Consider the following 24,426-nt stretch of genomic DNA (forward strand, 5'->3'; position numbering starts at 1 on the left):
CGCAGAGGGGGCTGCTTTTCGGATGGGAACAGACGGCACGGCCATCGGACGATTGAAGCAGCTTGACGGTGTGCGCGGGCTTGCCGCCTGCGCCGTCGCCTTCGGATATCATTCCAAGATATTGTTCGAACGCGCTGTTTTCGAAGACGGCTGGGGCGGTCCGGTAGCAGCGTGGCTGCGTGACAATGGCTGGACCGCAGTAGACCTGTTCTTCCTGCTATCGGGTTTCGTCTTCGCGCATGTTTACCGCTTCGGCGAGTCGCTGCAGTCGACGCGCGCACTTGCCGATTTCACCGTGGCGCGTATCGCGCGCCTCTACCCGCTTCACCTGTTCATGCTCGTCTGCTGCGCTGCAACCTTCTGGTGGATGCCGTATAACAACGTCGGTACCTTCATTGCGCATCTGTTCATGCTGCAGGTGTTTACGGAGCCGGTCGCGCGCACCTTCGATGGTCCATCCTGGTCGATCTCGGTCGAGGTTTTTTGCTATATTCTTTTCGCGGCGGCGGCTTTCGCGGGGCGACGGGCGGTCCTTACGGTCGCTTGCACCGCGATTCTGGCGAGCGGTATAGTGCTTCTTTTCGACGGGCACGCGGGCCAGCCGCTCACCTCCGCCAACAGCATCGCGCGTGGCGGCTTCGGCTTTTTCATCGGTGTGCTGCTGTGGCGCTACCGCGACCGTTTTGCGCGCGTTCCGGCGCTGGTGCTCGTGGCGATCGCCGTGGCGGGACTCCTGATCCCGACCGGGACAGCCAATCCGGTGCTGCCGCTCACCGCGCTGACCTGGCCGGCGGCGTTAATCTTGGCGCTGCGGACCCGCTTCATGGGAACAGCGCCGCTCGTGTGGCTCGGCGACCGCAGCTATTCGATCTATCTCGTCAATATTCCCGTCGCGGACGTGCTGTTGCGCGTCGCTGGCAAGTTCCGTGATTGGGACTACGGCCTGCTTTCGGCGCATATCCTCTTCGTCGCGATCGTCATGCTGCTGTCCGAATTCACCCATCGCTACATCGAACGTCCTGGCCAGCGGATGATCCGCGATCGCTGGAAGAGCCGGCGCGGCCAGCAGGCGGCCGCCGCCGTCTGATCGCGCCGCGCGGCGCGTCTTTCCTTGCATTTCGGGCGAAAGCCCGCTAACGGCCGCGCTTCGCGATCGCCCTCCTTTGGAACGGCGGCGTGATTCCGCGCGGGAGGAGGGCTGATAACCCTCTGCTTGACCGCTTATTTTGAGCCCCGGATCTGTCCGGGGCGACAGAAAGAAAGGAGGCCATCATGGCCAAGAAGATCAGCGGCTATATCAAGCTGCAGGTGCCCGCCGGCACCGCCAACCCCTCGCCGCCGCTCGGGCCGGCGCTGGGTCAGCGCGGCGTCAACATCATGGAATTCTGCAAGGCGTTCAACGCCGCGACCGACGGCATGGACAAGGGCACCCCGACCCCGACCATCATCACCGTCTTTGCGGACAAGAGCTTCTCGTTCGTCACCAAGACGCCCCCGGCGACCTACCTCATCAAGAAGGCCGCGAACCTGAAGTCGGGTTCGAAGGAGCCCGGCAAGATCAGCGGCGGCAAGATCGCGCGCTCGAAGCTCGCCGAGATCGCCGAGATCAAGATGAAGGATCTGAACGCCAACGACATCGAACAGGCGACCAAGATCATCGAAGGCAGCGCCCGCTCGATGGGCCTCGAAGTGACGGAGGGCTGAACCGATGGCAAAGCTGACCAAGAAGCAGAAGGCCCTCGAGGGCAAGGTCGACGCGACGAAGCTGCACAGCATCGAAGACGCGCTGAAGACCGTCCGTGAACTCGCTTCGGCGAAGTTCGACGAAACGCTCGAAATCGCGATGAACCTGGGCGTCGATCCGCGTCACGCCGACCAGATGGTCCGCGGCGTCGTCACGCTGCCCGCCGGTACCGGCAAGGACGTCAAGGTCGCGGTCTTCGCGCGCGGCGACAATGCCGAAAAGGCGCTGGCCGCCGGTGCCGACAAGGTCGGTGCCGAAGACCTGATGGAAGACATGCTCGCGGGTAACCTCGACTATGGCCGCGTCATCGCGACGCCGGACATGATGGGCATCGTCGGCCGCCTCGGCAAGACGCTGGGTCCGAAGGGCCTGATGCCGAACCCGAAGCTGGGCACCGTCACCCCGAACGTCGCCGAAGCGGTCAAGGCAGCCAAGGGCGGCCAGATCGAATTCCGCGTCGAAAAGGCCGGGATCATCCACGCGGGCCTCGGCAAGCTGTCGTTCGGCGAAGAAAAGCTCCGCCAGAATTTCGACGCGTTCGTCGACGCGATCGTCAAGGCCAAGCCGGCCGGTGCGAAGGGCAAATATGTCCGCAAGATCGCGCTGTCGTCGTCGATGGGCCCGGGCGTCAAGATCGACACCGCGGACGTCGCCGGCGCCTGATTTTCAGGCAAAGCAATTCAAGGAAAGGGCCGGGGGAAACTCCGGCCCTTTTCTTTTGGGCGGTGGGAAGCAGACGTTGCCGTTAACCGCTTGATGTTCCCCCGCGAAGGCCGGGGTCCAGGGCTTTACAGCACCAACATCAGCGTTCGACACTCCGGACCCCGGCCTTCGCCAGGGAACGCAATATCGACGCTGGACTACTATCTGTTCAGATGCGCCCTTCCGCTCGAAACCCGCTATTCCCGCAAGCCTCGCAATGCCGCCCCCGCCGCGAAGGGGCCGATCACCGTCAGCAGCAGGCTGGCAGCAGCGAGCAGTTTCGTCGCGCCGCGGCCCGATGGATCGAGCATTCCGGCGCCGAAGATCAGCAGCGGCACCGCGAGCGGCAGGACGAGCAGCCCGCCGATCGCATTGCCGCCCTTGAGGTTCGCCGTGAGCGCGGCGCTGAGTACCGCGAGCGAGGCGAGGGCGGGGATGGCGATGGCGAGGCCGGTGGCGATCGTCGCGACGCGCGCCGCGTCCTGCGCGAGCAGCGCCGCGGCGGGTAACAGTGCAATCAGCAACGGCAACCCGAAGCCGATCGCATGGGCGGCGATTTTGACCGCCGCGACGACCTCGTCAGCGACGCCGCGCACCGCAAGCTGATCGAGCACGCCCGCATCCTTATCGGGGCGGATCAGCCGGTCGATCGGCAGTAGCGCCGCGAGCAGCGCCGCGACCCACAGCATGCCGCCCCCCGTGCGCGCGAGCAGCGGCGCGTCGGGGCCCACCGCGAAGGGAAAGGCGGTCGCGACGAGCAGGAAGAAAACGACGGGCAGCCAAAGCGCGCCGCTGCCCCAGGCGCGGCGCAGGTCGCGCCAGAAGAGCGCGAGCAATGCGGTCATGCGCGCGCCCCCATGTCCAGCTCGGCGAGATTCGGGATGTCGAGCGCGAAGTGCGAGGCGAGCAATACCGCGCCGCCGTTCGCGCGATGCGCCGCGATCGCTGCGACGAGCCGCGTCCGGGCGGCGTCGTCCATGCCATTGGCAGGTTCGTCGAGCATCCAGATCGGCGCCGCGCTGCCGATGACGCGTGCCATCGCGGCGCGCTTGCGCTGGCCCGTCGATAGCATCGAAACCGGTACTTCGGCAAGGGCGCCGAGCGCCATCGCCTCCATCGCGCGCTGCGTCATGGGGCCGTCGATGCCGTCGATGCGCGCCCATAAGTCGAGCGCGCGGCGCAGCGGCAGTTCGGCATCGAGCGCCGCGGCTTCGTCGATCAGCGCGCAGCGTTCGTGCCGCGTCACCGTGCCCGCGGCGGCGCGGAGCAGGCCCGCGGCAACGCGGATCAGGCTCGATTTTCCGGCACCGTTGGGGCCACGCAGCCACAGCGCCTCGCCGCGCGCAAGCGCCAGCGACAGGCCTTCGAAGAGCAGCCGGTCGCCGCGGATGCAGGCAATGCGGTCGAGCTTAAGCAACAGCGTCACGCCATGTTTTCCAGCGCGTGCATATCGTCGTCCGAAAAGCCGAAATGATGTCCGATTTCGTGGATCAGGACGTGGCGCACCAGCCAGTCGAGCCGTTCGCCGCCTTCGATCCATTCGACCAGGATCGGGATGCGATAGAGCGTCACCCGGTCGGGCATGCCGCCGCTCATGTCGATGCTGCGCTCGGTCAGCGGCCGGCCTTCGTAGAGGCCGGTCAGATCATAGGGATGTTCGATACCGAGCGACGCGAGCGTTTCGTCGTCGGCAAATTCCTCGATCGCGACGACCACGCCGCGGATGTGCGGCTTGAAAATATCGGGCAGCGCGGCCAGCGCCGCGTCGGCCATCGCGTGAAAGGCATCGGCATCGGGGGCGCCGCCGGTCCAGCCGTCGGGCAATCGGGAAAGGGCGGCCTTGTCGCTCATCGCGCCCTTCCTTATGGCGGGGACACGGTCTTTACCAGCGGGAGAAAGCGGATGGTTCAGAAACTCGACGATGCGGCGCGTGCGGCGCTGCTCGCGCGCTTTCCCGAATGGACGCACGAGCCGCAGCGCGACGCGATTACGCGCCGGTTCCGGTTCGACGATTTCGCGCAGGCTTTCGGCTTCATGGCGAGCGTCGCGATCATCGCCGAAAAGATGGATCACCATCCCGAATGGTCGAACGTCTATAATCGCGTCGATATCCTGTTGACCACGCACGACGCCGACGGGCTGTCCGAGCGCGACGCGCGCCTGGCGGAAGCGATCGAAGCCTTGCTCTGATCCGCCGATGATCCGCTTCGATCAGGCTTATCGCACGCTCGCCGTCGGGATCGCGATTCTGGCGGGCTTCGTCGATGCGATCGGCTTCGTCGAATCGGCGGGCTTTTTCGTGTCGTTCATGACGGGCAATTCGACCCGCCTCGCGGTCGGGGTGGCGGAGGGGCATCGCGCCGCCCTGCTTGCGGGCAGCATCATCGCGATTTTCGTCACCGGCGTCGTCGCCGGATCGTTGATCGGCGCGCGCGCGGGACGGCGGCGTACGCCGGTGGTGCTGCTGTGCGTGACGTTATTGCTGATCGTCGCGGCGCTGCTGCGTGTCGCCGATACCGGCTGGGTCGCCATTCTCGGCCTCGCTTTTGCGATGGGCGTGGTCAATGCGGCGATCGAGGGCAGCGACGGCACTGTGGTCGGCGTTACCTATATGACGGGCACGCTCGTCCAGATGGGGCAGAAGATCGCCAACGCGCTTCGCGGCGAGGGCGACCGGCGGTGGCGTCATCATCTGGGGCTATGGGCGGGGCTGGCGGGCGGTGCCGTCCTCGGTGCGCGCACCGTTCTGTGGTCGGCACCGCTGGCTTACGGGCTCGCGATCGCGCTTGCCGCGGGGCTGGGGGCGCGCGCGATGTGGATGGCGAGACAGGCGCCATAAGGCGGCGCTTGCCTTCCCCGGCCGACCGTTCCAAAAGTCGGCAATAAAGTAACACGCCATATCGTGACACAGGGGAGTGTGCCGCATGTCCGACAGCCTATTTCGCCGCAAGGCGATCGTTCCCGACGCGCATGAACACAAGCTTGCGCGCACGCTCGGCTGGCCGCATCTCGTCGCGCTCGGTGTCGGCGCGATCGTCGGCACCGGTATCTTGACGCTGATCGGCGTCGGCGCCGACAAGGCGGGCCCCGCGGTCATCCTTTCGTTCGTCATCGCCGGACTGATCTGCGCCTGCGCCGCGCTCGCCTATGCCGAAATGGCGACGATGATCCCCGCGTCGGGCAGCGCCTATACCTACAGCTATGTGGTGATCGGCGAACTGATCGCGTGGATCGTCGGATGGAGCCTGATCCTCGAATATTCGCTGGTCGTCAGCGCGGTCGCGGTCGGCTGGTCGGGCTATGCCGCGCCGCTGCTCCACGAATGGGCGCAGGTGCCGCAGGAATTGATGCAAGGCCCCGAACTCGGCGGGATCGTCAACCTGCCGGCGATCGCGATCATCGCGGTGGTCGCAGGCATGCTGCTCTATGGCACGCGCGAAAGTGCGACGGTCAACGCCGTTCTCGTGCTGGTCAAGATCGTCGCGCTTGCGGTGTTCGCGGCGGTCGCGCTGCCCGCCTTCGACGCCGCCAATCTCGAACCCTTCAGCCCGTTCGGCTTTGCCAAGCATATGGGGCCTGACGGCGTCGAGCGCGGTGTAATGGCGGCGGCGGCGATCATCTTTTTTGCCTTCTACGGCTTCGACGCAATCGCGACGGCCGCCGAGGAGGCGAAGAATCCCGACCGCGACCTCAAGATCGGGATCGTCGGATCGATGATCGCCTGCGTCCTGATCTACATCGCCGTCGCGGTCGCCGCGGTCGGCGCAATTTCCTACAGCCGGTTCGCGAACAGCCCCGAGCCGCTGGCGCTGATCCTGCGTGAACTCGGCCAGCCGCTCGCTGCCCATTATCTGGCGATTTCCGCAGTCATCGCGCTGCCGACCGTGATCCTCGCCTTCTTCTATGGTCAAAGCCGTATCTTCTTCACCATGGCGCGCGACGGCCTGCTGCCCGCCAGCCTGGCGAAGCTGTCGGCGCGCGGGACGCCGGTGCGGATCACGATCTTCACCGCCGCAGTCGTCGCGGTGCTGGCGGGTTTCATCCCGCTCGGCGAGCTGGCGGCGCTGGCCAATGCGGGAACGCTGGCGGCCTTTACCGCAGTGTCGGTGTGCATGCTCATCATGCGCCGCCGCGCGCCCGACGCACCGCGGACCTTCTGCGCGCCGATGCCGTGGGTGGTCGGCGGCATCGCGGTGCTGGGGTGCATCTATCTTTTCTTCAGCCTGCCGGCAAAGACGCAGCTGTGGTTCCTCGTCTGGAACATCGGCGGTCTGGCCGTCTATTTCCTTTATGCGCGGGGCCGCGCCGTCGCCGGCTGACCAATAGATCCATGCTGGCATGGAATGGCGGTTGCATCGCGCCGTCAGCCCATGCAGGCTGGAATTTGTTTTGGGGCATTTGATTAGGGGAAAAGGCCGATGGCCGGATGGGGACGTGTTGCTGGTGTAGTTTTACTGATTGGTCCGGTCGGGTCGGCGTTGGCGGGCGAGCAACCGCTCTATCAGCCTGCCCCCGACTGGGCGCTGGCCACGACCTTGCCCGACGCTGCACCGGGCGGTGGGTTGCAGGTGCTGGATATCGAACAGCGTGTCGATGGCGCGACGGTCTGGAACTACACTGACACCGTCATCAAGCTCAACACGCCCGAAGAACTGGCGCAGAACAGCAATGTGACGGTCGGCTGGGCGCCGGACAAGGGCGATCTGATCGTCCACGAACTGTCGATCATCCGCGACGGGCAGGTGATCGACGCGCTGGCGGGCGGCCAGAAGTTTACCGTATTGCGCCGCGAAGAAGCGCTCGAACAGCGCGAGCTGACCGGCATCCTGTCGGCCAATCTGCCCGTCGAGGGACTGCGCGTGGGCGACATGTTGCGGCTGCGCATGTCGATTACCAACAAGGATGACGCGCTGGGCGGCCACGCGCAGCTGGCGGTGCCGCTGATCGCCGAACCCGCGCGCATCGGATCGGGCAGCTACCGCCTGTCCTGGCGCGCCGACGACAAGCTGCAATGGAAATCCTTCGCCAATGGCGTCACGCTGAAGCCGGTGCGCAAGGGCGCCTATTACGAGCTGCCCGTCACCCTGCCGATCGCGAAACAGGCGGAAATGCCGTCGGACGCGCCAATGCGCTTTCGCAGCCCGCCGCTGATCGAGGCATCGACCTTTTCGGGCTGGTCCGACGTGTCGAAGGTGATGGCGCCGCTGTACGCGACGGCCGGCACCATCGCGGACGACAGCCCGCTCGCCGCCGAAGTGGCGGCGATCAAGGCGGCGACGACCGACCCGCTCGAACGCGCCGCCAAAGCCTTGCAAATCGTGCAGGACAAGGTCCGCTATCTGGCGGTGGGCATGGACGGCGGCAATTATGTGCCGCAGACGCCCGCGAAGACATGGGACGTCCGCTATGGCGACTGCAAGGCGAAGACGCTGCTGTTGCTCGCGATGCTGCACGCGATGGACATTGATGCCGAACCGGTGCTTGCGCACGCCCAGCTTGGCGATGCGGTGGCGAGCCGCCTGCCCACGGCGCTGGCCTTCAACCATGTCATCGTCAAGGCGACCATCGGCGGCGAGCCGCTGTGGCTCGACGGGACGGGCCTTGGCACGCGGCTCGCCGATATTCGCGATACGCCGGCCTTCGGCTATGTCCTGCCGGTGCGCGCCGAAGGAGCGGAGCTGGAGAAGATCGCGCTGCGCCGTCCGGCGCGTCCGACGATCGACCTGGCGCTCGATGCCGACGAAAGCACCAGCATCGACCTTCCGTCGGTCATCAAGGTCGACATGGTCGTGCGCGGCCAGCTCGCCAGCCTGCTTACCCTGTCGACCGCGCAGCTCGGTCCCAAGGAGCAGGAGGACATGCTGAACGGCCTGCTGCAGAATTTCGTCGGGCAGGCGCAGTTCGACAAGCTGGAAGCCAAACCCGACGCCGCGGACGGCAGCGTGACGATCACCGCGCGCGGCGTGTTCGGATCGGGGTGGGAGCGCGAGGATAATCACAGCGAGCGCTGGCTATCGCGCGTCGGCAATCTGATCGAATTTTCGCCCGACCGCGCGCGCGCTTCCTGGGCGAATATCCCCGTAGCGACGGGCGCGCCTGACTATGCGCATTATCGTTTGCGCGTCCGGCTGCCCGACGGTGGCCGTGACTACAAGATCGAGGGCGAAGGCGCGCTCGACGCGCGGCTCGCCGGCGTCGATGTCAAGCGCAGCGTGACGATGGCCGACGGCTATGTCGTCGTCGACGAGGTGCTGGCGAGCAGTGGCGTCGAAATCGCGCCGACGGATGTCGCGGACGAGCGCGACCGCGTTGCCACCGTCATCAGCCAGACCCCGCGACTGGTCGCGCCCGAGGATGCGCGGCGGCGCTGGAACCTGAAAGGCGCACCATCGACGTCGCAGCTCGACGCAGTGCGGTCGATTTATGCGGTCAACGCCGCCAAGGCCGATGAGGAAAATGTGTCGGCGCTGATCAGCGAAGCGTCATTCCAGCGCGGCATCGGCGATTACAAGGGGGCGGAGCAGACGCTGACCCGCCAGATCGCGCTGCAGCCGTCGGAGGACGCCTATCTGTCCCGGTCGGGAGTGCGCAAGGAGTTGGGGAATATTGCGGGCGCGCTCGCCGATGCCGAAGAGGCGCGCAAGCTCGACCCCTCGTCGCTGGGCGCAATCGGGGCTGTCGCGATGCTGACCGCGGAAAAGGGCGATGTCGCCGCGGCGACGCGGATGTTCGACGATCGCATCGCGCTCGGCGGCAAATCGAAAAGCGACCTCCGGCTCGCCAAGGCGGCGATGGTCGGGGAATTCGGCGATCCCAAGGCTGCGATCGACGAACTCGATGCGCTCGTTGCGACAAAGCCGGGGTCGCCCGACCTGCTCAACGCACGCTGCTGGGTGAAGGCGTCGCGCGAAGTCGCGGTCGACAGCGCGCTCAAGGACTGCACCTCGGCGATGGAGCTGGCGGACAGCACGGCGCATATTCTGGACAGCCGCGCGCTGGTGTGGCTGCGCCTTGGCCGCAACGACGATGCGCTGCGCGATCTCGACGCGGCGCTGCTGCAGGTGCCGTCGCTCGCATCGAGCCGCTTCCTGCGTGCGATCGTCTACCAGCGGCTGGGCCGCGCCACCGATGCCGCGGCCGATCTTGCGATTGCGCGCCAGCTGTCGCCGTCGACCGAACGCGATTATGCCCGCTTCGGGCTGAAGCCGTAACAACAGCGAAATCGATGCGGGAAATGCATCCGGGGGGCGGGGCCTGAAGGCCGCTCCGCCCCCCGTCTGCGTCGGGGGCAAGTGGGGATGTCCCGGTGGGGGCAGGGGGCATCAGGGACCAGACCGATGCCCCCCACCGCTCCATTGAGCGGAACACTCGGGAACATATCTTACTATACAAGTGCCGTGCCATTTTCGGGCCGTCGCGCAAATCAGCGGGTTACGCTGGTTAGCGATTTCTTACCGCGCGCCCGACTTGTCAAAAATCCCGACACCGGCCGGAAAAATCCCGTTCATCGACCGTTCAGTCAATTGACTACATTTGTAGTCGCATAAATTGTCGCAGCCGAAGGGAGGGGTTCACCGTGGCGGAACGACCAAGCGAATCCGAAATGCAGGTGCTGGCCGCACTGTGGGACGACGCCCCGCAGTCCGCGGCCGATCTGACCGCGCGCGTCGGCCGGGCGAATGGCTGGACGCAGGCAACGGTCAAGACGCTGCTCGCGCGGCTCGTACAGAAAGGCGCCGTTTCGGCGGAGGCCGACGGCCGGCGTTATCTCTATCGTCCGGCGGTTGATCGCGACGCGGCGGTGGGCGACGAGTCGCAGCGTTTCGTTGACCGCCTCTTCGGCGGCCGCGTCAGCCCGCTCATCGCGCATCTCGCCGACCGCGAAGCCTTGACCGACACCGACATCGCCGAGATCGAGGCGCTGCTCCGGAAGCTCAAATCATGAGCGGCGCGACCATCCTCCAGATATGGGGCGACACGCTCGTCACCACCGCTCTGCTCGTCTTCGCGGTGCTGCTGGTGCGCAAGCCTTTCGCGCGCCAGTTCGGTCCGCGCCTGACCTATGCGCTCTGGCTCGTGCCGGCGCTGCGGCTGGTGCTGCCGCCATTGCCCTTGGCCGATCCGGTGGCAGCGCCGGTCGCGGCGAGCGTCCCGGCCGATGTGATGCTGATCGAGGCGGCCGACGCGGCGCGGACGATCGGGACGCCGGCGGCGATGCCGCAACCGAGTTGGGGGCTGGCCGACGCGCTGCCGCTGCTGTTCACCCTGTGGATGGCGGGCGCGCTGTTGCTGATCGCGACGGCGATCGTGCGGCATATGCGTTTCCGGCGGCTGGTGCTGGAGCAGGCGGTCGCGCTCGAACCGATCGGATCGATCCGTCTCGTCATGAGCGGCGCCGTCGATGGTCCCGTCGCCTTTGGCCTTTTCAGCCGATATGTGGCGGTGCCCCACGACTTTTTCGCCCGCTACGCCGCCGAAGAGCGCGCGCTAGCGATCGATCATGAACTTGCGCACCATCGCCACGGCGATCTGTGGGCAAACAGCGCCGCGCTGCTGCTGCTCGCCTCGCAATGGTTCAACCCGCTCGCGTGGCGCGCGATCCGGGCGTTTCGTTTCGACCAGGAGGCGGCGTGCGACGCGCGCGTGCTGACGATGGCCGACACCGCCGAACGCCGCGTGCGCACCGCCCATTATGCCGCTGCCATCGCCAAGGCAGCGGTCGGTGCGCGCCTATCACTTGCCGCCCCGATGGCGGTTCACGATAATCTGCAGGAGAGGCTGACCATGTTGACGCAGCAGGATATTTCGAAAAAGCGACGCCTTGCCGGAAAGCTTCTCGTCGGCAGCGCAACGCTGGCCGTGCTCGGCGCGACCGCGACGCTCGTCCCCGCCGGGACCGCCACCGCGCATGTCCAGGACGCCGGCGTGATCGCGCCGCCCGCACCGCCGGCACCGCCCGCCGCGCCCGAAGCGCCCCCGGCCCCTCCCGCACCTCTTGAGCCGGTTGCGGACGGTCCGCACCATATCATGATCGTCACCACCAAGGGCGATGGCGAGAGCGAAACCGTGACGACCTCGGCCGACGGCACGCGGCGCGAAGTGAACCGCGTGGTCGTGCGCCAGATCGTCGATGGCGACGGCAAGGCGGCGCGTGTCGCGCTGGCGCCCGGTACCGGAGAGGGACGGCGGTTCGAGCTTCACTTGCCGGGGAATCTGTCGCGCGAGGACATTCTGGCGACGCTGAAAGAACAGGGCATCAGCGGCGCGCGCGCCGAGGCCATTGCGGACAAGCTGGAAGCCAAGCGCACCGAGCGCTTCCGCACCGCGCTGGCTCCAATGCCGCCGATGCCGCCACTCCCGCCGATGCCTCCGATGGGCGAAGGCGCCTGGCGCTCGAAGGATGGCAAGGCGATGGCGACGGCCACCTGCAAGGACGGGCAGAAATCGGTTCGGCTGTTTTCCAGCGACGAACAGGAACAGGGCGGCCGCAACCGCATGGTGATGATGGTGTGCGGCGATGCCGGGGCGAGCAAGGCCGATCGGGTCGCGGCGCTCAAAAAGGCGCGCGACCGGTTGGCGGCCGACAGCCGTAGCGCGATGTCCGGCGAAATGCGCGCCAAGGTGATCGCCGACATGGATCGCGCCATAGCCGAGGCCGAAAAGGGCCAATAACCGGATCAGCTTTGACGCCGGTCTTTGCTCCCCGGTTGGGATCGGCGGCAGGGGCGGGGAAAGGGAGCGCGGTTCTTCCCCGTTTCCTTTCTCCGCCCCCCCTTTTGCCCTTCTTTCGGCGGGCGCGGGCTTTTCCTTTCGCCCGCGCGATGCCACATGGGAAGGGTGAGCGAAGAAAAACCCTGGCCCGACACGATCCGTGCCGGCGACTGCGAACAGCATGAGCCGCTGGTGCGCCGCGTGCTTGCGCCCAATCCGTCCCCCTATACCTTCACCGGCACCCAGACATGGATCGTCGGTGCCGGGCGCGATGTTGCGATTATCGACCCCGGCCCGACGGGATCGGGGATGAGCATCGGCGATCCGCCCGACGCGAATGGCGCGGGCCATGTCGATGCGATTTTGCGCGCCGTCGAAGGGCAGCGTGTGGCGGCGATCCTCTGCACCCACACGCACCGCGACCACAGCCCCGCGGCAGCGCCGCTGAAAGAGGCGATGGGCGCGCCGATCATCGGCTGCGCACCGCTCGCGCTTTCGGACGATGGCCCGCGCGCCGATTCGGCCTTCGATCCCGATTATGCGCCCGACCGCGTGCTGACCGACGGCGAGCGGATCGCCGGTGATGGCTGGACGATCGAGGCGGTGGCGACACCGGGCCATACGTCGAACCATTTATGCTATGCGCTTGTCGAAAGCGGCGCGCTGTTCACCGGCGACCATGTCATGGCCTGGTCGACGAGCGTCGTCAGCCCGCCCGACGGCGACATGGCCGCCTATATGACGAGCCTTGCCAAGCTCTATGACCGCGACGACCGCGTCTATTATCCGGCGCACGGTCCGGCGGTCGCAAAGCCCAAACAGCTCGTCCGCGGCATGCTGGGGCATCGCAGGCAGCGCGAGCGCCAGATATTGCGGGAACTCGAAAAGGGGCCGCGCGTCGTCCCTGATATGGTGAAGCATATGTACAAGGGGCTCGACCCCCGCCTGACCGGCGCCGCGGGCCGATCGGTGCTCGCCCATCTTCTCGACCTTGAAAGCCGCGGCCGGGTGGCGCGCGACGCGGACTGCTGGCGTCTGGTGGCATGACCAGGGGATCGTTCCGCGTCCTGATCGTCGCGCTGCTGGCGCTCGCCATCTTTCTGGGATGGCGCGCGTGGGACGGGTGGCAGAAGAGCTATGATCCGCAAACCGTGGTCGCGGCGAGCCTGCAGGGGCTTCAGGAGCAGAATGTCCTCGTGCCCTTCACCGCCCGCTATGTCGCGGTCGTGACCTCGACGCAGAGCCGGCTGGGGCTGGAAGCCAAGAAGACGCTGATCATGCCGGGGACGGTGCGGTACGAGGTCGATCTCGCCAAGCTGAAGTCCGCCGATCTCGACTGGGATGCGGCGACCAACGCGCTGACCGTGACCTTGCCGCCACTACGCCTCGCGGGCCCGGAAATCGACATCGACGCGATCAGCGAATATCGCGACGGGCTGATCCTTCTGACGCTCACCGATGCCGAACGGGCGCTCGATGCCGCGAATCGCAAGGCGGGGCAGGCCGAATTGATCAGACAGGCGCGGGGCGACACGCCGATGCGGCTCGCCGAAAATGCCGCCCGGACGGCGATCGAGCAAAGCTTTTCGATGCCGCTCAAAGCCGCGGGGATCGACGCCAAGGTTACGGCGCGCTTCGGGCGCTGAGCCTCACCGAAATTTCGGCTTTCGTCCGAGCGGGCTTCACGCTAGCTTCCGCCGCCTGTCCGGCCTGAGGGGGGTATGGCATGGCAACGACCGCAAATCGCGCGCTCGCCGGCGAGCGTTTCTGGCAGCGTATGGCAATCGGCCTCGCGCTTTTCATCTTTGTCGCATTCGCCCAGTTCGCATTTCGCGGGCTGGCCGATCCGGTAGCCGCACCGATTTGGGTGCATCTGCACGCGCTGGCGATGTTCGGCTGGCTCGGGCTTCTCGTAGTCCAGCCTCGCCTGGCGGCGGCGGGCAACCGGACGCTGCACCGCCAGCTTGGCTGGACCGGCGCCGCGCTGGCGACGATCATCGTCGGGCTTGGCATCTTCACCGGCTTTGCCGCGGTGATCCTGCACCGCCAGCCGCCCTTTTTCACCGCACCCTATTTTCTCGCGCTGACCGCAATCGAAGCGATCGCTTTCGGGGTGCTTGTCTATGCTGCGATCCGCCGCCGCCGTGCCACCGACTGGCACCGGCGCCTGATGCTGGGGGCGACGATCATCGTCCTCGAACCGGCGCTTGGGCGCGTCTTGCCGCTACCGCTGATGATCGGCTGGTCCGACATTCCGATCGGCCTCGTCGAACTCGCGATCGTCGGCCTGATCGCGCTCCATGACCGCCGCACGATCGGGCGCGTGCACCCGGCGACGATCCGGGTCGCGCTCGCGGTCGTGGTAACCCGCATTGCGGTCTACTCGCTCGCATTGGCACCGCCGGTCGAGGAGCTTGCGCGGCGCCTTGGCGGCGGCTGACCGGCCGCAGCCGACATATGGCGCGGCGGGCGCGTTTGCCCTCGCGCTGACGGCGGTGTAGGGAGCGCCCGACAAGCACCGACAAGGAACCGCCATGACTGCTCCCGTCCGCGAAAATCTCTCCGGCCTCGACCTGCGCGCCGAGATCGATCGTCTGCGCAAGGAGCGCAATGCGGTGATTCTGGCGCATTATTACCAGAAGCCGGAAATTCAGGATCTTGCCGATTTCGTCGGCGATTCGCTCGAGCTTTCGCGCAAGGCGGCCGAGACCGATGCCGATGTCATCGCCTTTTGCGGGGTCAAGTTCATGGCCGAGACCGCGAAAATTCTCAGCCCCGAAAAGATCGTGATCCTGCCCGATCTCGACGCCGGGTGCAGCCTGGAGGACAGCTGCCCGCCCGAACAATTCGCGCGGTTCCGCGCCGCCCATCCCGACCATATCGCGCTGACCTACATCAACTGCTCAGCGGCGGTAAAGGCGCTCAGCGACGTAATCGTGACCTCATCGAGCGCCGAGACGATCATCAGCCAGATCCCGCCCGAACAGAAGATCATCTTCGGTCCCGACCGCCACCTCGGCGGCTATCTGAACCGCAAGTTCGGGCGCGACATGCTGCTCTGGCCCGGCGTGTGCATCGTCCACGAAGCCTTCAGCGAAACCGAGCTGCTGAAGCTGAAGGCGCAGCATCCGGACGCGCCGGTCGCGGCGCACCCCGAATGCCCGCCCTATATCGTCGATCATGCCGATTATGTCGGATCGACCAGCGGCATCCTGCAATTCGCCAAGACCTTCGACGGCGATACGCTGATCGTCGCGACCGAACCGCATATCATCCACCAGATGCAGCTCGCGCTGCCCGAGAAGAATTTCATCGGTGCGCCGGGTGCGGACGGCAACTGCAACTGTAACATCTGCCCCTATATGGCGCTCAACACGATGGAAAAGCTCTACATCGCGCTGCGCGACCTGAAGCCGCAGATCGAACTCGACGAGGACCTGCGCCTTGCCGCGCGCAAGAGCCTCGACAGGATGCTCGAAATGGCGTCGGGAACCGTCGGCAAGGGCGATCTGGGCGCCCGCTGAGTCGCGAGTCGTCGTCGCGCGGGGCGAGTCGGATCGGCGAGTCGTCGGTCAAACCGCCTCTGGGCGAATCCGAAAATGCTGCAGCGCTGTTACAAAAATGCTGCACCGAATCCGCTTGTTGCTAATGCCGGACTTATCCACAGAAGGCGGAGTGTACTGCGCGCGAAAGCGCGTTTTTTATTTGGCGCTCCGTGGCCTTCATGTCAGCTTCAAATCATCGGACGACAGAGACGTCGGACCGCCGGGACACGAAGGGTGGTTGCAAGACTAGCCAGAAGAGAACGGGCCGGTTGACGAGGAAATTGACCGATAGCTCGATCACGGAACGCCGCGATTCCCACGAGTTGAGGCGAACCCGATCGGGTACGGGAAAGCAGACCGTCGCTTGGACGGCGACCGCTTCGGCGGACGCGCAGACCGGATGACGAAGGGCTTTCCGGGTGAGGCCGGCCCCCGAAAGGGGGCCGACCGAACCATCGCCGGATCGAGCCGGCGCGCGCCGCGACGCATCGTTTGGCGGGCTGCTGGTCGCCAGGCCAGCGGTTCGGGATGAAGCGGAACGGACGCGCAACGATCGAAACCGGATAGTGGGGGTTGGCAGCGATGTCGGCCCCCATTTCGTTTGCGCGGTGCGCATTTCGCTGCCGCTGCCTGCCTTCGGCACTTTTTTTGGCGCCTGTGATGTCTGTCACAACCGCGGCGCACCAATCCCCCTAAATCCCGTCCTGCGACCCGGAGCAGTTCCCCGACCGGAACTGATCCCACTGTCCCGGCCGTGACCTTTCGGGGAAGCGGCCGGGAACTTTTCGCCCTCCATCGACATTATGATCGCATCGTTGAAGCGATGTCGCACCGCGACCGGCCGAGCGTCGGAACGGGTGCCGCATCGATGTTCGACTGTGTCCAAGGAGGAGATTGCAACATGATCGGCATTATCATCTGGCTCGTTGTCGGCGGTGTGGTCGGCTGGCTCGCCAGCATCGTCATGCGCACCGACGCGCAGCAGGGCATCCTGCTCAATATCGTCGTCGGCATCATCGGCGCCTTCATCGGCGGCTTGCTGATCGGCGGCGGTTCGATCAACAACGCGATTACGCTGTACAGCTTCCTCGTGTCGCTGCTGGGTGCGATCATCCTGCTGGCGATCGTGAATCTGGTGCGCCGCGGCAGCGTCCGCTGACGTCCGATGGCGGCGTCCTTCGGGTCGCCGCCAATTCGTTAGGCAATCGGGGCCGTTCGCGTTATCAAGCACATACCCGCAGACAGGCGGGCAACAATGATCGTAGGGGGTCAATGTCATGATCGATTTCATCATCGCTATCGTCGTGGGCGGCATCATCGGCTGGCTTGCCAGCATCGTAATGCGTACCGACGCACAACAAGGCATTTTCCTGAATATCATCGTCGGCTGCATCGGCTCTATTCTGGGTCGGTTTCTGCTCGGCGGTCTGATCGGCGGCGGCCATTTGCGTGGTGACGCGTTCGATCCGAAGACGTTGCTGACGGCCTTTCTGGGCGCCGTGATCCTGCTTGCCATCGTCAATCTGGTCCGGCGGGGCAGGGTGCGCTGAAGCGCTGAAACCGACATAGCTCCAAAACGGAGCGAAGGCTCGAAAAAGGGTGGTCTGCGGCAGCAGGCCGCCCTTTTTCATGGGCATAAACGCTGGAAAAGACGGATGATTTCGCCTAGTCGCGCGCAGCTGTGTGCGGGGTGTGCACGGGCTCAATCGCCTCTTGTATGTGGTGATGTAATAGGGTAATACACCTTCGACATATTTGTCCTACCGTTCGGAAGAGGGGGCGGTCGTCGTTGACGGCTGCGGCACACGCCGGCGCGGAGGGATGGGGAGTTCGATGTGAACTACGAGCGGAAAGTGGATTCGATGGATAGCCTGGCGGGTTCGACCCAAAGCTTTTACGAAGAGGCGGACAATCGCCGCAAGCGTACGATCCTGATCGTCGCGCTGGTGTTGACCGCGATCGTGCTTGCCGTCGCCTGGTTTGCGTTCGGTTCGGGCAAGGCCGGCGACGGCGCGGCCTCGGGCGGCGCCGCGGGCGCCGCTGCGGGCGCCAGCACGCCGACCGTGACGGTGATGATCCCGGGCCGCCAGTCGGTCGAAGCGGTCATCGCCGCCAATGGCACCATCGCCGCACGGCGCGAGATGCCGGTCGGTATCGCGGGCGAGGGCGGCCAGGTCGTCAGGGTTCTGGTCGAACCCGGTCAGTGGGTCGGCGCGGGCCAGACGCTCGCGGTGATCGACCGCTCGGTGCAGGCGCAGCAGGCCGCAAGCCTTTCCGCATCGATCCGCGTCGCCAGGGCGGACGCCGATCTGGCGCAATCCGAACTCGATCGCGCCGAAGCGCTGGTCGGACGCGGCTTCATTTCGAAAGCGGACCTCGACCGCAAGCGCGCGACGCGCGATTCTGCGAACGCGCGGGTTCGCGTTGCCGAAGCGCAGTATAAGGAAGCCGTTGCGCGCAACGGCCGTCTGAACATCGTCGCGCCTGCGGCGGGTCTGGTGCTTACGCGTCAGGTCGAACCGGGCCAGGTCGTCGGCGCCGGCAGCGGCGTGCTGTTCCGCATGGCCAAGGCCGGCGAAATGGAAATGCTCGCGCAACTGGCCGAGGGCGATCTCCAGCGCGTCCGCACCGGAACACGCGCGACCGTAACCCCGGTCGGCACCAACCTGCAGATCGCCGGACAGGTGTGGCAGGTGTCGCCGGTCGTCAATCCCGACACGCGGCAGGGCACCGTGCGCATTGCCGTCCCTTACAGCGATGCACTGCGTCCCGGCGGCTTCGCCGACGCTCGCCTGGTCTCGGGTTCGGCCGAGGCGCCTCTGCTTCCCGAAAGCGCGGTGCAGAGCGGTCCCGAGGGCAATTATGTCCTGATCGTCGGCAAGGACGACAAGATCGAACGGCGTCCGGTCAAGGTCGGCACCGTCACCGATGGCGGCGTGTCGATCGCGTCGGGTCTGACCGGCAACGAAAAGGTCGTCGTGCTGGCGGGCGCCTTCCTCAACGTCGGCGACAAGGTGAAGCCGACGATCCAGAAATCGCCGCAATAAGCCTCTCCCCGGACCGACTGCGCACAAGGGCGTTTGAATCATGAGCTTTCGCAACATCTCCGCCTGGTGCATCCGCAATCCGGTGCCGCCGATCGTCCTGTTCGCGCTGCTGCTGCTGGCGGGGATCGTCAGCTTCAACCGGATGGACGTCAACGACAATCCCGATATCGAATTCCCGGCGGTGCAGGTCATCGTCGCGCAGCCGGGCGCTGCGCCAGCGGAACTCGAAACGCAGGTGACGCAGCGCGTCGAAGCTGCGGTGCGCAGCGTCAGCGGCGTCGACGAATTGTCCTCCTATGTCAGCGAAGGCAGCAGCCGTACGATGGTGCAATTTGCGATCGGGACACCGATCGATCGCGCCTATAATGACGTCAATCAGGCGATTTCCCAAATCCGCAGCAATCTGCCCGACGGGATTCTCGAGCCGCAGGTGATCCGTGTCGATATCGCCGGCGGCCCGATCACCTATTTCTCGGTCGAAGCGACCGACATGACGCTCGAACAATTGTCGTGGTTCGTCGACAATACGGTCGCAAAAGAGCTGCTGTCGGTGCCGGGTATGAGCCAGGTGCGCCGTTCGGGCGGGGTCGACCGCGAAATCCGCGTGATCCTCGATCCCGCGCGGATGCAGAGCTATGGCCTGACCGCGAGCCAGGTGAACCAGCAGCTCCGTCAGGTCAATCTGAACGCGGCGGGCGGGCGCACCGAAATTGCCGGGTCGGAACAGGCGGTCCGCGTCCTCGGCAACGCGCAGAATGCATTCCAGCTCGGCGAAACGCGCATTTCGATCGGCAACGGCCGGACGATCCAGCTTTCCGACGTGGCCAAGGTGACCGACGGTTATGCCGAACAGCGTAATCTGGCGAAGATCAACGGCCGTCAGGTGCTGTCCTTCTCGATTGAAAAGGCGAAGGGCTCGTCCGACGTCAGCGTCCATGACGAGGCGATGAAAAAGCTGGCGGAGATCGAGAAGAACAACCCCAAGGTGAAGTTCAAGATCCTCTTCACCCGCACCGAATATACGAAGGAACAATATCGCAGCTCGATGGCCGCGATGATCGAAGGCGCGGTGCTCGCCGTCGTCGTCGTCTTCCTGTTCCTGCGCGACTGGCGCGCCACGATGATCAGCGCGATGGCGATCCCGCTGTCGGCCATTCCGACTTTCTGGTTCATGGATCTGATGGGCTTTTCGCTCAACAGCCTGTCGCTGCTGGCGCTCAGCCTTGTCGCCGGGGTACTGGTCGACGACGCGATCGTCGAGATCGAAAATATCGTCCGACATATGCGTATGGGCAAGACGGCCTATCAGGCTTCGATCGACGCCGCCGACGAAATCGGGCTCGCGGTTGTGGCGACGACGATGTCGATCGTCGCGGTCTTCCTGCCCGTCGCGCTGATGCCCGGCATCTCGGGCCAGTTCTTCATCCAGTTCGGGATGACCGTGGTGTTCGCGGTGCTGATGAGCCTTGCCGTCGCGCGTATGATAACGCCGATGATCGCGGCCTATTTCCTGGCCGCGCATGGCGAACAGGCGCACGCCGAAGGGCCGTGGATCGATCGTTACGAGCGCGTGCTGCGCTGGACGCTCGACAATGGCAAGCATCACGCGGTGCGCGCCCGCTACGAAGCGGTTCCGACCCGGCTCGCCTTCCTCGCTGTTCCCCTGATCCTGTCGGGCATCTTCGTCCTCTATTCGGCCTACGCCTATTTCCAGCCGGTGCCGGTCGGTCAGGATGCGCCGAATACGGCGCTGTATTTCCTGCTGCGCACGCCGGCGCTGACCGTGATCGTCTTCCTTGCGACCAGCTTGCTTGCGATCTTGCTCGGTGCGCTCGCCTGGTTTGTCGGTATGCGCCAATGGGCCTTTACCGGCTGGGCCAAGTTCATGCTGCAGCGCGCCTGGGCACGGCTGTTCGATCACCGCGTGTGGATCGTCGGCATCGGCGCCGCGGCCTTCGTGCTGAGCATCGTCCTGTTCGCCACGCTGCCGCAGCAGTTCCAGCCGACGATCAACAGCGATTACAGCCAGATCAAATATGAGCTGCCGCCGGGATCGACGCTGGCGCAGAGCGAGCATATCGCGAACCAGGTTTCGTCGATACTCAGCGCAAGCCCCGCCGTCGATACGGCCTTTTTCGACGTCAATGTCGGCGGCGGCAATGCCTTCCTGACGCTCAAGAAGGACCGCGATATCAGCAGCGTCGAATGGGAACGCAGCCTGCAGCCGAAGTTGACGGCGATTCCCGATGCGCGCGTGTCGTTCCAGAGCCAGTCGGGCGGCTTTTCGGGCCGCGACATCACGATGGTGATCGGCGGCGACGATCCGGTCGCGCTGGAAAAGCACGCGCTCAAGATCGTCGACGAAATGAGCAAGCTCAAGGAACTGCGCGCGCCGCGGATCGAGGGCGACATTCCGCGGCCCGAGATCATCGTCAATCCGCGCATGGATCTGGCCGCCGAACTCGGCGTGACCACCGCGGCGCTCAGCCAGACGATCCGCATCGCGACGCTGGGTGATATCGATCAGAATGCGGCGAAATTCTCCCTGTCCGATCGCCAGATACCGATCCGCGTGCTGCTGTCAGAAGATTCGCGCCGCAGCCTCGCGACGATCGAGAATCTGCCGGTGCCGACCTCGCGCGGGACGACCGTGCCGCTGAAATCGGTGGCAGAAATCGGCTTCGGCGCCGGTCCGACCGAATTGCGTCGCTACAATCAGACGCGGCGTATCGTCATCGGGGCGGATCTTGCGCCCGGCCTTGTCACGGGCAATGCGCAGCAAAAGATCGATGCGCTGCCCGCGGTCAAGAATATGCCGCAGGGCATCCGCAAGGTCATCCAGGGCGACCAGAAGTGGCAGGCCGAGCTGATCAAGAACTTCCTGATCGCGGTCGTGTCGGGCCTGATGCTCGTATTCTCGACGCTCGTGCTGCTCTATCGCCGCTTCCTGTCGCCGCTGGTCAACATGTCGTCGCTGCTGCTGGCACCGCTCGGCGGGTTGCTCGGCCTGCTCGTGACCGGGATGCCGATCTCGATGCCCGTCTATATCGGCCTGCTGATGCTGCTGGGGATCGTCGCCAAAAACTCGATCCTGCTCGTCGATTTCGCGATCGAGGAAATGGACAAGGGGATCGGCAAGGTCGAGGCCCTCGTCGATGCAGGGCGCAAGCGCGCGCAGCCGATCATCATGACGACCGTCGCGATGGTCGCGGGCATGGTGCCGACGGCGCTGTCGCTGTCGGGTGACGGTGCATGGCGCGCGCCGATGGGCGTGGTCGTCATCGGCGGCCTGATCCTGTCGACGATGCTGACGCTGCTGATCGTGCCCGCAGGCTTCAGCCTGGCCGACAGCATCGAAAAGCGCCTTGGCCGCTTCTTCTCGAGCAATCTGCTCACCTACAAGAAGGGCGACGATACGCGGCCGCACGGCGATGCCGCGCCGCAGCCGGCCGAGTAACCGGACGCGACCGGCGACCGCGCGCGCGGTCCGCCGGTTGCAACCTTTGGCGGGCTGCCCCATTTGAACGGCATGACCAGCGTATCGCCCCCGACCGAAAGCAGGCGCGCCCACCCCGCCGGAGTGGGCGTCGCCGTTCCGACCGGCGGCATCAACGTCCGCATTGTGGCAACCGGACTGCTGCTCTTCATGGCCGCGGTCTTCGTGACCGCAAAATATTATCAGGATGTGCATCCCGCCGTCGGCTTCGTCCGCGCCTTTGCCGAAGCGGCGATGGTCGGCGGGCTGGCCGACTGGTTTGCCGTGACCGCGCTGTTCCGTCACCCGATGGGGCTGCCGATCCCGCACACGGCGATCGTGCCGCGTAACAAGAATCGCATCGGCGACACGCTGGCGCGCTTTCTGCTCACCAATTTCCTGTTGCCGCGCCTGATCGCGCGCAAGATGCAGACGGTCGATGTTGCGGGCGCAGTCGGCAAATTCCTCTCGCAGCCTGCCGAGGGCGGCGGGCGGCTGAGGCTCGGCGCGTCGCGGATCATCGCCGACGGGCTCGGCGCGCTCGATCAGCAGCGGCTCGGCGGCATGGTCAAATCGGCGATCGCGGACCGGCTGCGCGAACTCGATGTCGCGCCGCTGCTCGGGCAGGCGCTGCAGGCGGCGCTGGCCGAGGGGCGGCATCAACCGTTGCTCGATGCGATGGTCAAATGGGGGTCGAAGACGCTCGACCTCAACGAGCATCTGATCCACCAGATGGTCCACGACAATTCGGGGGCCATCGTCCGCTTCACCGGCCTCGACGAGAGCATTTCGAACCGCATCGTCGCCGGCCTGTCGAAGCTGCTCAGCGAAATGGCGGTCGACGAAACCCATCCGATCCGCATCCGCGTCGAAGAGGGGCTCGCAAAGCTGGCGCTCGATCTGCAGCATGACCCGGAAATGCAGGAAAAGGTTGCGCGGGTGCGCGACGAACTGCTCGACAACCCGGCGGTCAAGCGCTGGCTCGACGGATTGTGGGAACAGGGGCGGGGCGCCTTGCTGCGCGCGGCGCGCGATCCAGAGACGATGCTCGCGGGCCGGATCGGCGAGCTGGTGACGCAGTTCGGCGCGATGCTGGGCGAGGACCAGGCGATCAAACGCACGCTCAACCGCTACGCCCGCCGCGCCGTCGTCGGCGCGGTCGACAGCTATGGCGAGACGGCGCTGAAGCTGGTGTCGGACACGATCCGCGGCTGGGACGCGAAAACGATCACCGACCGGCTGGAAAATGCGGTCGGCGACGATCTGCAATATATCCGCATCAACGGCACGCTGGTCGGCGGACTGGTGGGCGTTTTGATCCACGCAATCGATATCTGGATTTGACCGTCGCCCCGTGGAGGGTGGAGCCGCTGGCCTAAAGACAGGCCGCCAGTCCCTCGCGAAAACTCGGGTAGCGCGGAATCCACCCCAGCAGTCGTTTCGCCTTGCCGTTCGCAACGCGGCGATTCTCGGCATAGAAGGCGCGCGCGGCGGGCGACAGGCCGGCGGCGTCGAGCGATTGCAGCGGCGGCAGCGACGCCCCCAGTAGCGCGCAGCCCCATTCGACGAGGCGGTTCTGGTGGCACGGCGCCTCGTCGGCAAGATTGTAGACGCCCGCCGGGCCGCGGAAGGCGGCGATCACGCCGCCTGCGATATCGTCGACATGGACGCGGCTGAAAACCTGGTCGTGCAGATCGATCCGGTGCGCACGGCCTTCGCGGATACGATCGAGGATGCTGCGGCCGGGACCATAGATGCCCGGCAGCCGAAAGACGCACATGTCGCCGCGCAGTGCGGCCCACGCCGCATCGGCGGCGTTGCGGTCGGGACGGCGGCCCTTCACCGGTCCGCTTTCGTCGACCCACGCGCCGCCGGTATCGCCATAAACGCCTGTCGAGGAAAGATATCCGGTCCACCCCGCCGGCGCGAGCGCCACCGCCTCGCCATAGCGGGCGAGCACTGGGTCGGTGCCGTCCGCCGGGGGCACCGACGACAGGATATGCGTCGCCGATCGCAGCGCGCCCAGCACCGCGGCCTCGTCGGCGAAGGCGATGCTGTCGCCGCGTCCGTCGCGCGTCGTCCCGCTCACCTCCCACCCGCGCGCGCGCAACCGGTCGGCGATATGGCCCGCCGCATAGCCCATTCCGAAAATCAGCATATGTCCCATCGCCGCCCTTATTGCGCGGCGCGCGGCGCAAGCCT

General features: G+C 65.7%; 22 protein-coding genes. 18 read left to right on the top strand and 4 right to left on the bottom strand.

From position 1 onward, the window contains the following. The first annotated feature begins 52 nt into the window (after positions 1-52). The 3 genes from L0963_RS10465 (at position 53) to rplA (ending at position 2,407) form a co-directional block, all read left to right on the top strand. Positions 53-1,087, top strand: a complete 1,035-nt coding sequence (locus L0963_RS10465) for an acyltransferase family protein (protein ID WP_234179416.1) — start codon at positions 53-55, stop codon at positions 1,085-1,087. Between the two features lie 185 nt (positions 1,088-1,272). Then, complete coding sequence (gene rplK, locus L0963_RS10470; protein ID WP_003049146.1) at positions 1,273-1,704, top strand: 50S ribosomal protein L11; 432 nt, start codon at positions 1,273-1,275, stop codon at positions 1,702-1,704. 4 nt (positions 1,705-1,708) lie between these two features. Then, a complete protein-coding gene (gene rplA, locus L0963_RS10475) occupies positions 1,709-2,407 on the top strand; it encodes a 50S ribosomal protein L1 (protein ID WP_003049148.1) in 699 nt (232 codons plus the stop codon). A 236-nt stretch (positions 2,408-2,643) separates the two neighbouring features. Here rplA and L0963_RS10480 read toward each other — a convergent pair whose 3' ends face one another. Genes L0963_RS10480 through L0963_RS10490 form a run of 3 tightly spaced genes read right to left on the bottom strand, consistent with a single transcriptional unit; the run spans position 2,644 to position 4,297 of the window. After that, a complete protein-coding gene (locus tag L0963_RS10480) occupies positions 2,644-3,291 on the bottom strand; it encodes a heme exporter protein CcmB (protein ID WP_062901990.1) in 648 nt (215 codons plus the stop codon). Beyond that, positions 3,288-3,872 carry a heme ABC exporter ATP-binding protein CcmA gene (ccmA, locus tag L0963_RS10485; RefSeq protein WP_062901991.1) on the bottom strand — a complete coding sequence of 195 codons (585 nt, stop codon included), beginning with the start codon at positions 3,870-3,872 and terminating at the stop codon, positions 3,288-3,290. Before ccmA ends, L0963_RS10480 begins: the two co-directional genes overlap by 4 nt. After that, complete coding sequence (locus L0963_RS10490; protein ID WP_062901992.1) at positions 3,869-4,297, bottom strand: metallopeptidase family protein; 429 nt, start codon at positions 4,295-4,297, stop codon at positions 3,869-3,871. Before L0963_RS10490 ends, ccmA begins: the two co-directional genes overlap by 4 nt. 51 nt (positions 4,298-4,348) lie before the next feature. Between L0963_RS10490 and L0963_RS10495 the strand changes: the two genes are divergently transcribed. The 15 genes from L0963_RS10495 (at position 4,349) to L0963_RS10565 (ending at position 23,568) form a co-directional block, all read left to right on the top strand. After that, entirely contained in the window at positions 4,349-4,636 is a 288-nt protein-coding gene (locus L0963_RS10495) for a 4a-hydroxytetrahydrobiopterin dehydratase (RefSeq protein WP_062901993.1), read from the top strand. A gap of 7 nt (positions 4,637-4,643) precedes the next feature. After that, positions 4,644-5,285 carry a YoaK family protein gene (locus tag L0963_RS10500; protein WP_062901994.1) on the top strand — a complete coding sequence of 214 codons (642 nt, stop codon included), beginning with the start codon at positions 4,644-4,646 and terminating at the stop codon, positions 5,283-5,285. 85 nt (positions 5,286-5,370) lie between these two features. Next, a complete protein-coding gene (locus L0963_RS10505; RefSeq protein ID WP_234179417.1) occupies positions 5,371-6,765 on the top strand; it encodes an amino acid permease in 1,395 nt (464 codons plus the stop codon). A 99-nt stretch (positions 6,766-6,864) separates the two neighbouring features. Further along, positions 6,865-9,657, top strand: coding sequence for a DUF3857 domain-containing protein (locus tag L0963_RS10510; RefSeq protein WP_062901996.1), 2,793 nt, complete (start codon positions 6,865-6,867; stop codon positions 9,655-9,657). A gap of 365 nt (positions 9,658-10,022) precedes the next feature. Then, positions 10,023-10,391, top strand: coding sequence for a BlaI/MecI/CopY family transcriptional regulator (locus tag L0963_RS10515; RefSeq protein ID WP_062901997.1), 369 nt, complete (start codon positions 10,023-10,025; stop codon positions 10,389-10,391). Continuing rightward, entirely contained in the window at positions 10,388-12,118 is a 1,731-nt protein-coding gene (locus L0963_RS10520) for a M56 family metallopeptidase (RefSeq protein WP_062901998.1), read from the top strand. Before L0963_RS10515 ends, L0963_RS10520 begins: the two co-directional genes overlap by 4 nt. A 156-nt stretch (positions 12,119-12,274) precedes the next feature. After that, positions 12,275-13,204, top strand: a complete 930-nt coding sequence (locus L0963_RS10525; RefSeq protein ID WP_234179419.1) for an MBL fold metallo-hydrolase — start codon at positions 12,275-12,277, stop codon at positions 13,202-13,204. Further along, positions 13,201-13,803 (top strand): DUF4230 domain-containing protein, encoded by a 603-nt coding sequence (locus tag L0963_RS10530; protein ID WP_062902000.1) that lies wholly within the window; start codon positions 13,201-13,203, stop codon positions 13,801-13,803. Before L0963_RS10525 ends, L0963_RS10530 begins: the two co-directional genes overlap by 4 nt. An 80-nt stretch (positions 13,804-13,883) precedes the next feature. Next, positions 13,884-14,597, top strand: coding sequence for a hypothetical protein (locus L0963_RS10535; protein WP_062902001.1), 714 nt, complete (start codon positions 13,884-13,886; stop codon positions 14,595-14,597). 94 nt (positions 14,598-14,691) lie between these two features. Next, entirely contained in the window at positions 14,692-15,681 is a 990-nt protein-coding gene (gene nadA / locus L0963_RS10540; protein WP_062902002.1) for a quinolinate synthase NadA, read from the top strand. Between the two features lie 925 nt (positions 15,682-16,606). Next, positions 16,607-16,861: a GlsB/YeaQ/YmgE family stress response membrane protein gene (locus L0963_RS10545; RefSeq protein WP_058812925.1), complete on the top strand. Its 255-nt coding sequence runs from the start codon at positions 16,607-16,609 to the stop codon at positions 16,859-16,861. Positions 16,862-16,979: 118 nt separating this feature from the next. Then, the gene (locus L0963_RS10550; protein ID WP_058812897.1) at positions 16,980-17,252 is read left to right on the top strand and encodes a GlsB/YeaQ/YmgE family stress response membrane protein; all 273 of its coding nucleotides are present in this window, start codon (positions 16,980-16,982) and stop codon (positions 17,250-17,252) included. 312 nt (positions 17,253-17,564) lie between these two features. Beyond that, complete coding sequence (locus tag L0963_RS10555; protein WP_062902003.1) at positions 17,565-18,749, top strand: efflux RND transporter periplasmic adaptor subunit; 1,185 nt, start codon at positions 17,565-17,567, stop codon at positions 18,747-18,749. A 40-nt stretch (positions 18,750-18,789) separates the two neighbouring features. Further along, on the top strand, positions 18,790-22,206 hold the full coding sequence (locus L0963_RS10560) for an efflux RND transporter permease subunit (protein WP_058812899.1): 3,417 nt from the start codon (positions 18,790-18,792) through the stop codon (positions 22,204-22,206). A gap of 72 nt (positions 22,207-22,278) precedes the next feature. Then, positions 22,279-23,568, top strand: coding sequence for a DUF445 domain-containing protein (locus L0963_RS10565; RefSeq protein ID WP_234179420.1), 1,290 nt, complete (start codon positions 22,279-22,281; stop codon positions 23,566-23,568). A 31-nt stretch (positions 23,569-23,599) separates the two neighbouring features. Here L0963_RS10565 and L0963_RS10570 read toward each other — a convergent pair whose 3' ends face one another. After that, entirely contained in the window at positions 23,600-24,391 is a 792-nt protein-coding gene (locus tag L0963_RS10570; protein WP_234179422.1) for an SDR family NAD(P)-dependent oxidoreductase, read from the bottom strand. Between the last annotated feature and the right edge of the window lie 35 nt (positions 24,392-24,426).

This window comes from Sphingopyxis sp. NFH-91 (genome assembly GCF_021401285.1).
In the GTDB taxonomy this organism is placed as follows: Bacteria; Pseudomonadota; Alphaproteobacteria; order Sphingomonadales; family Sphingomonadaceae; genus Sphingopyxis; species Sphingopyxis terrae_A.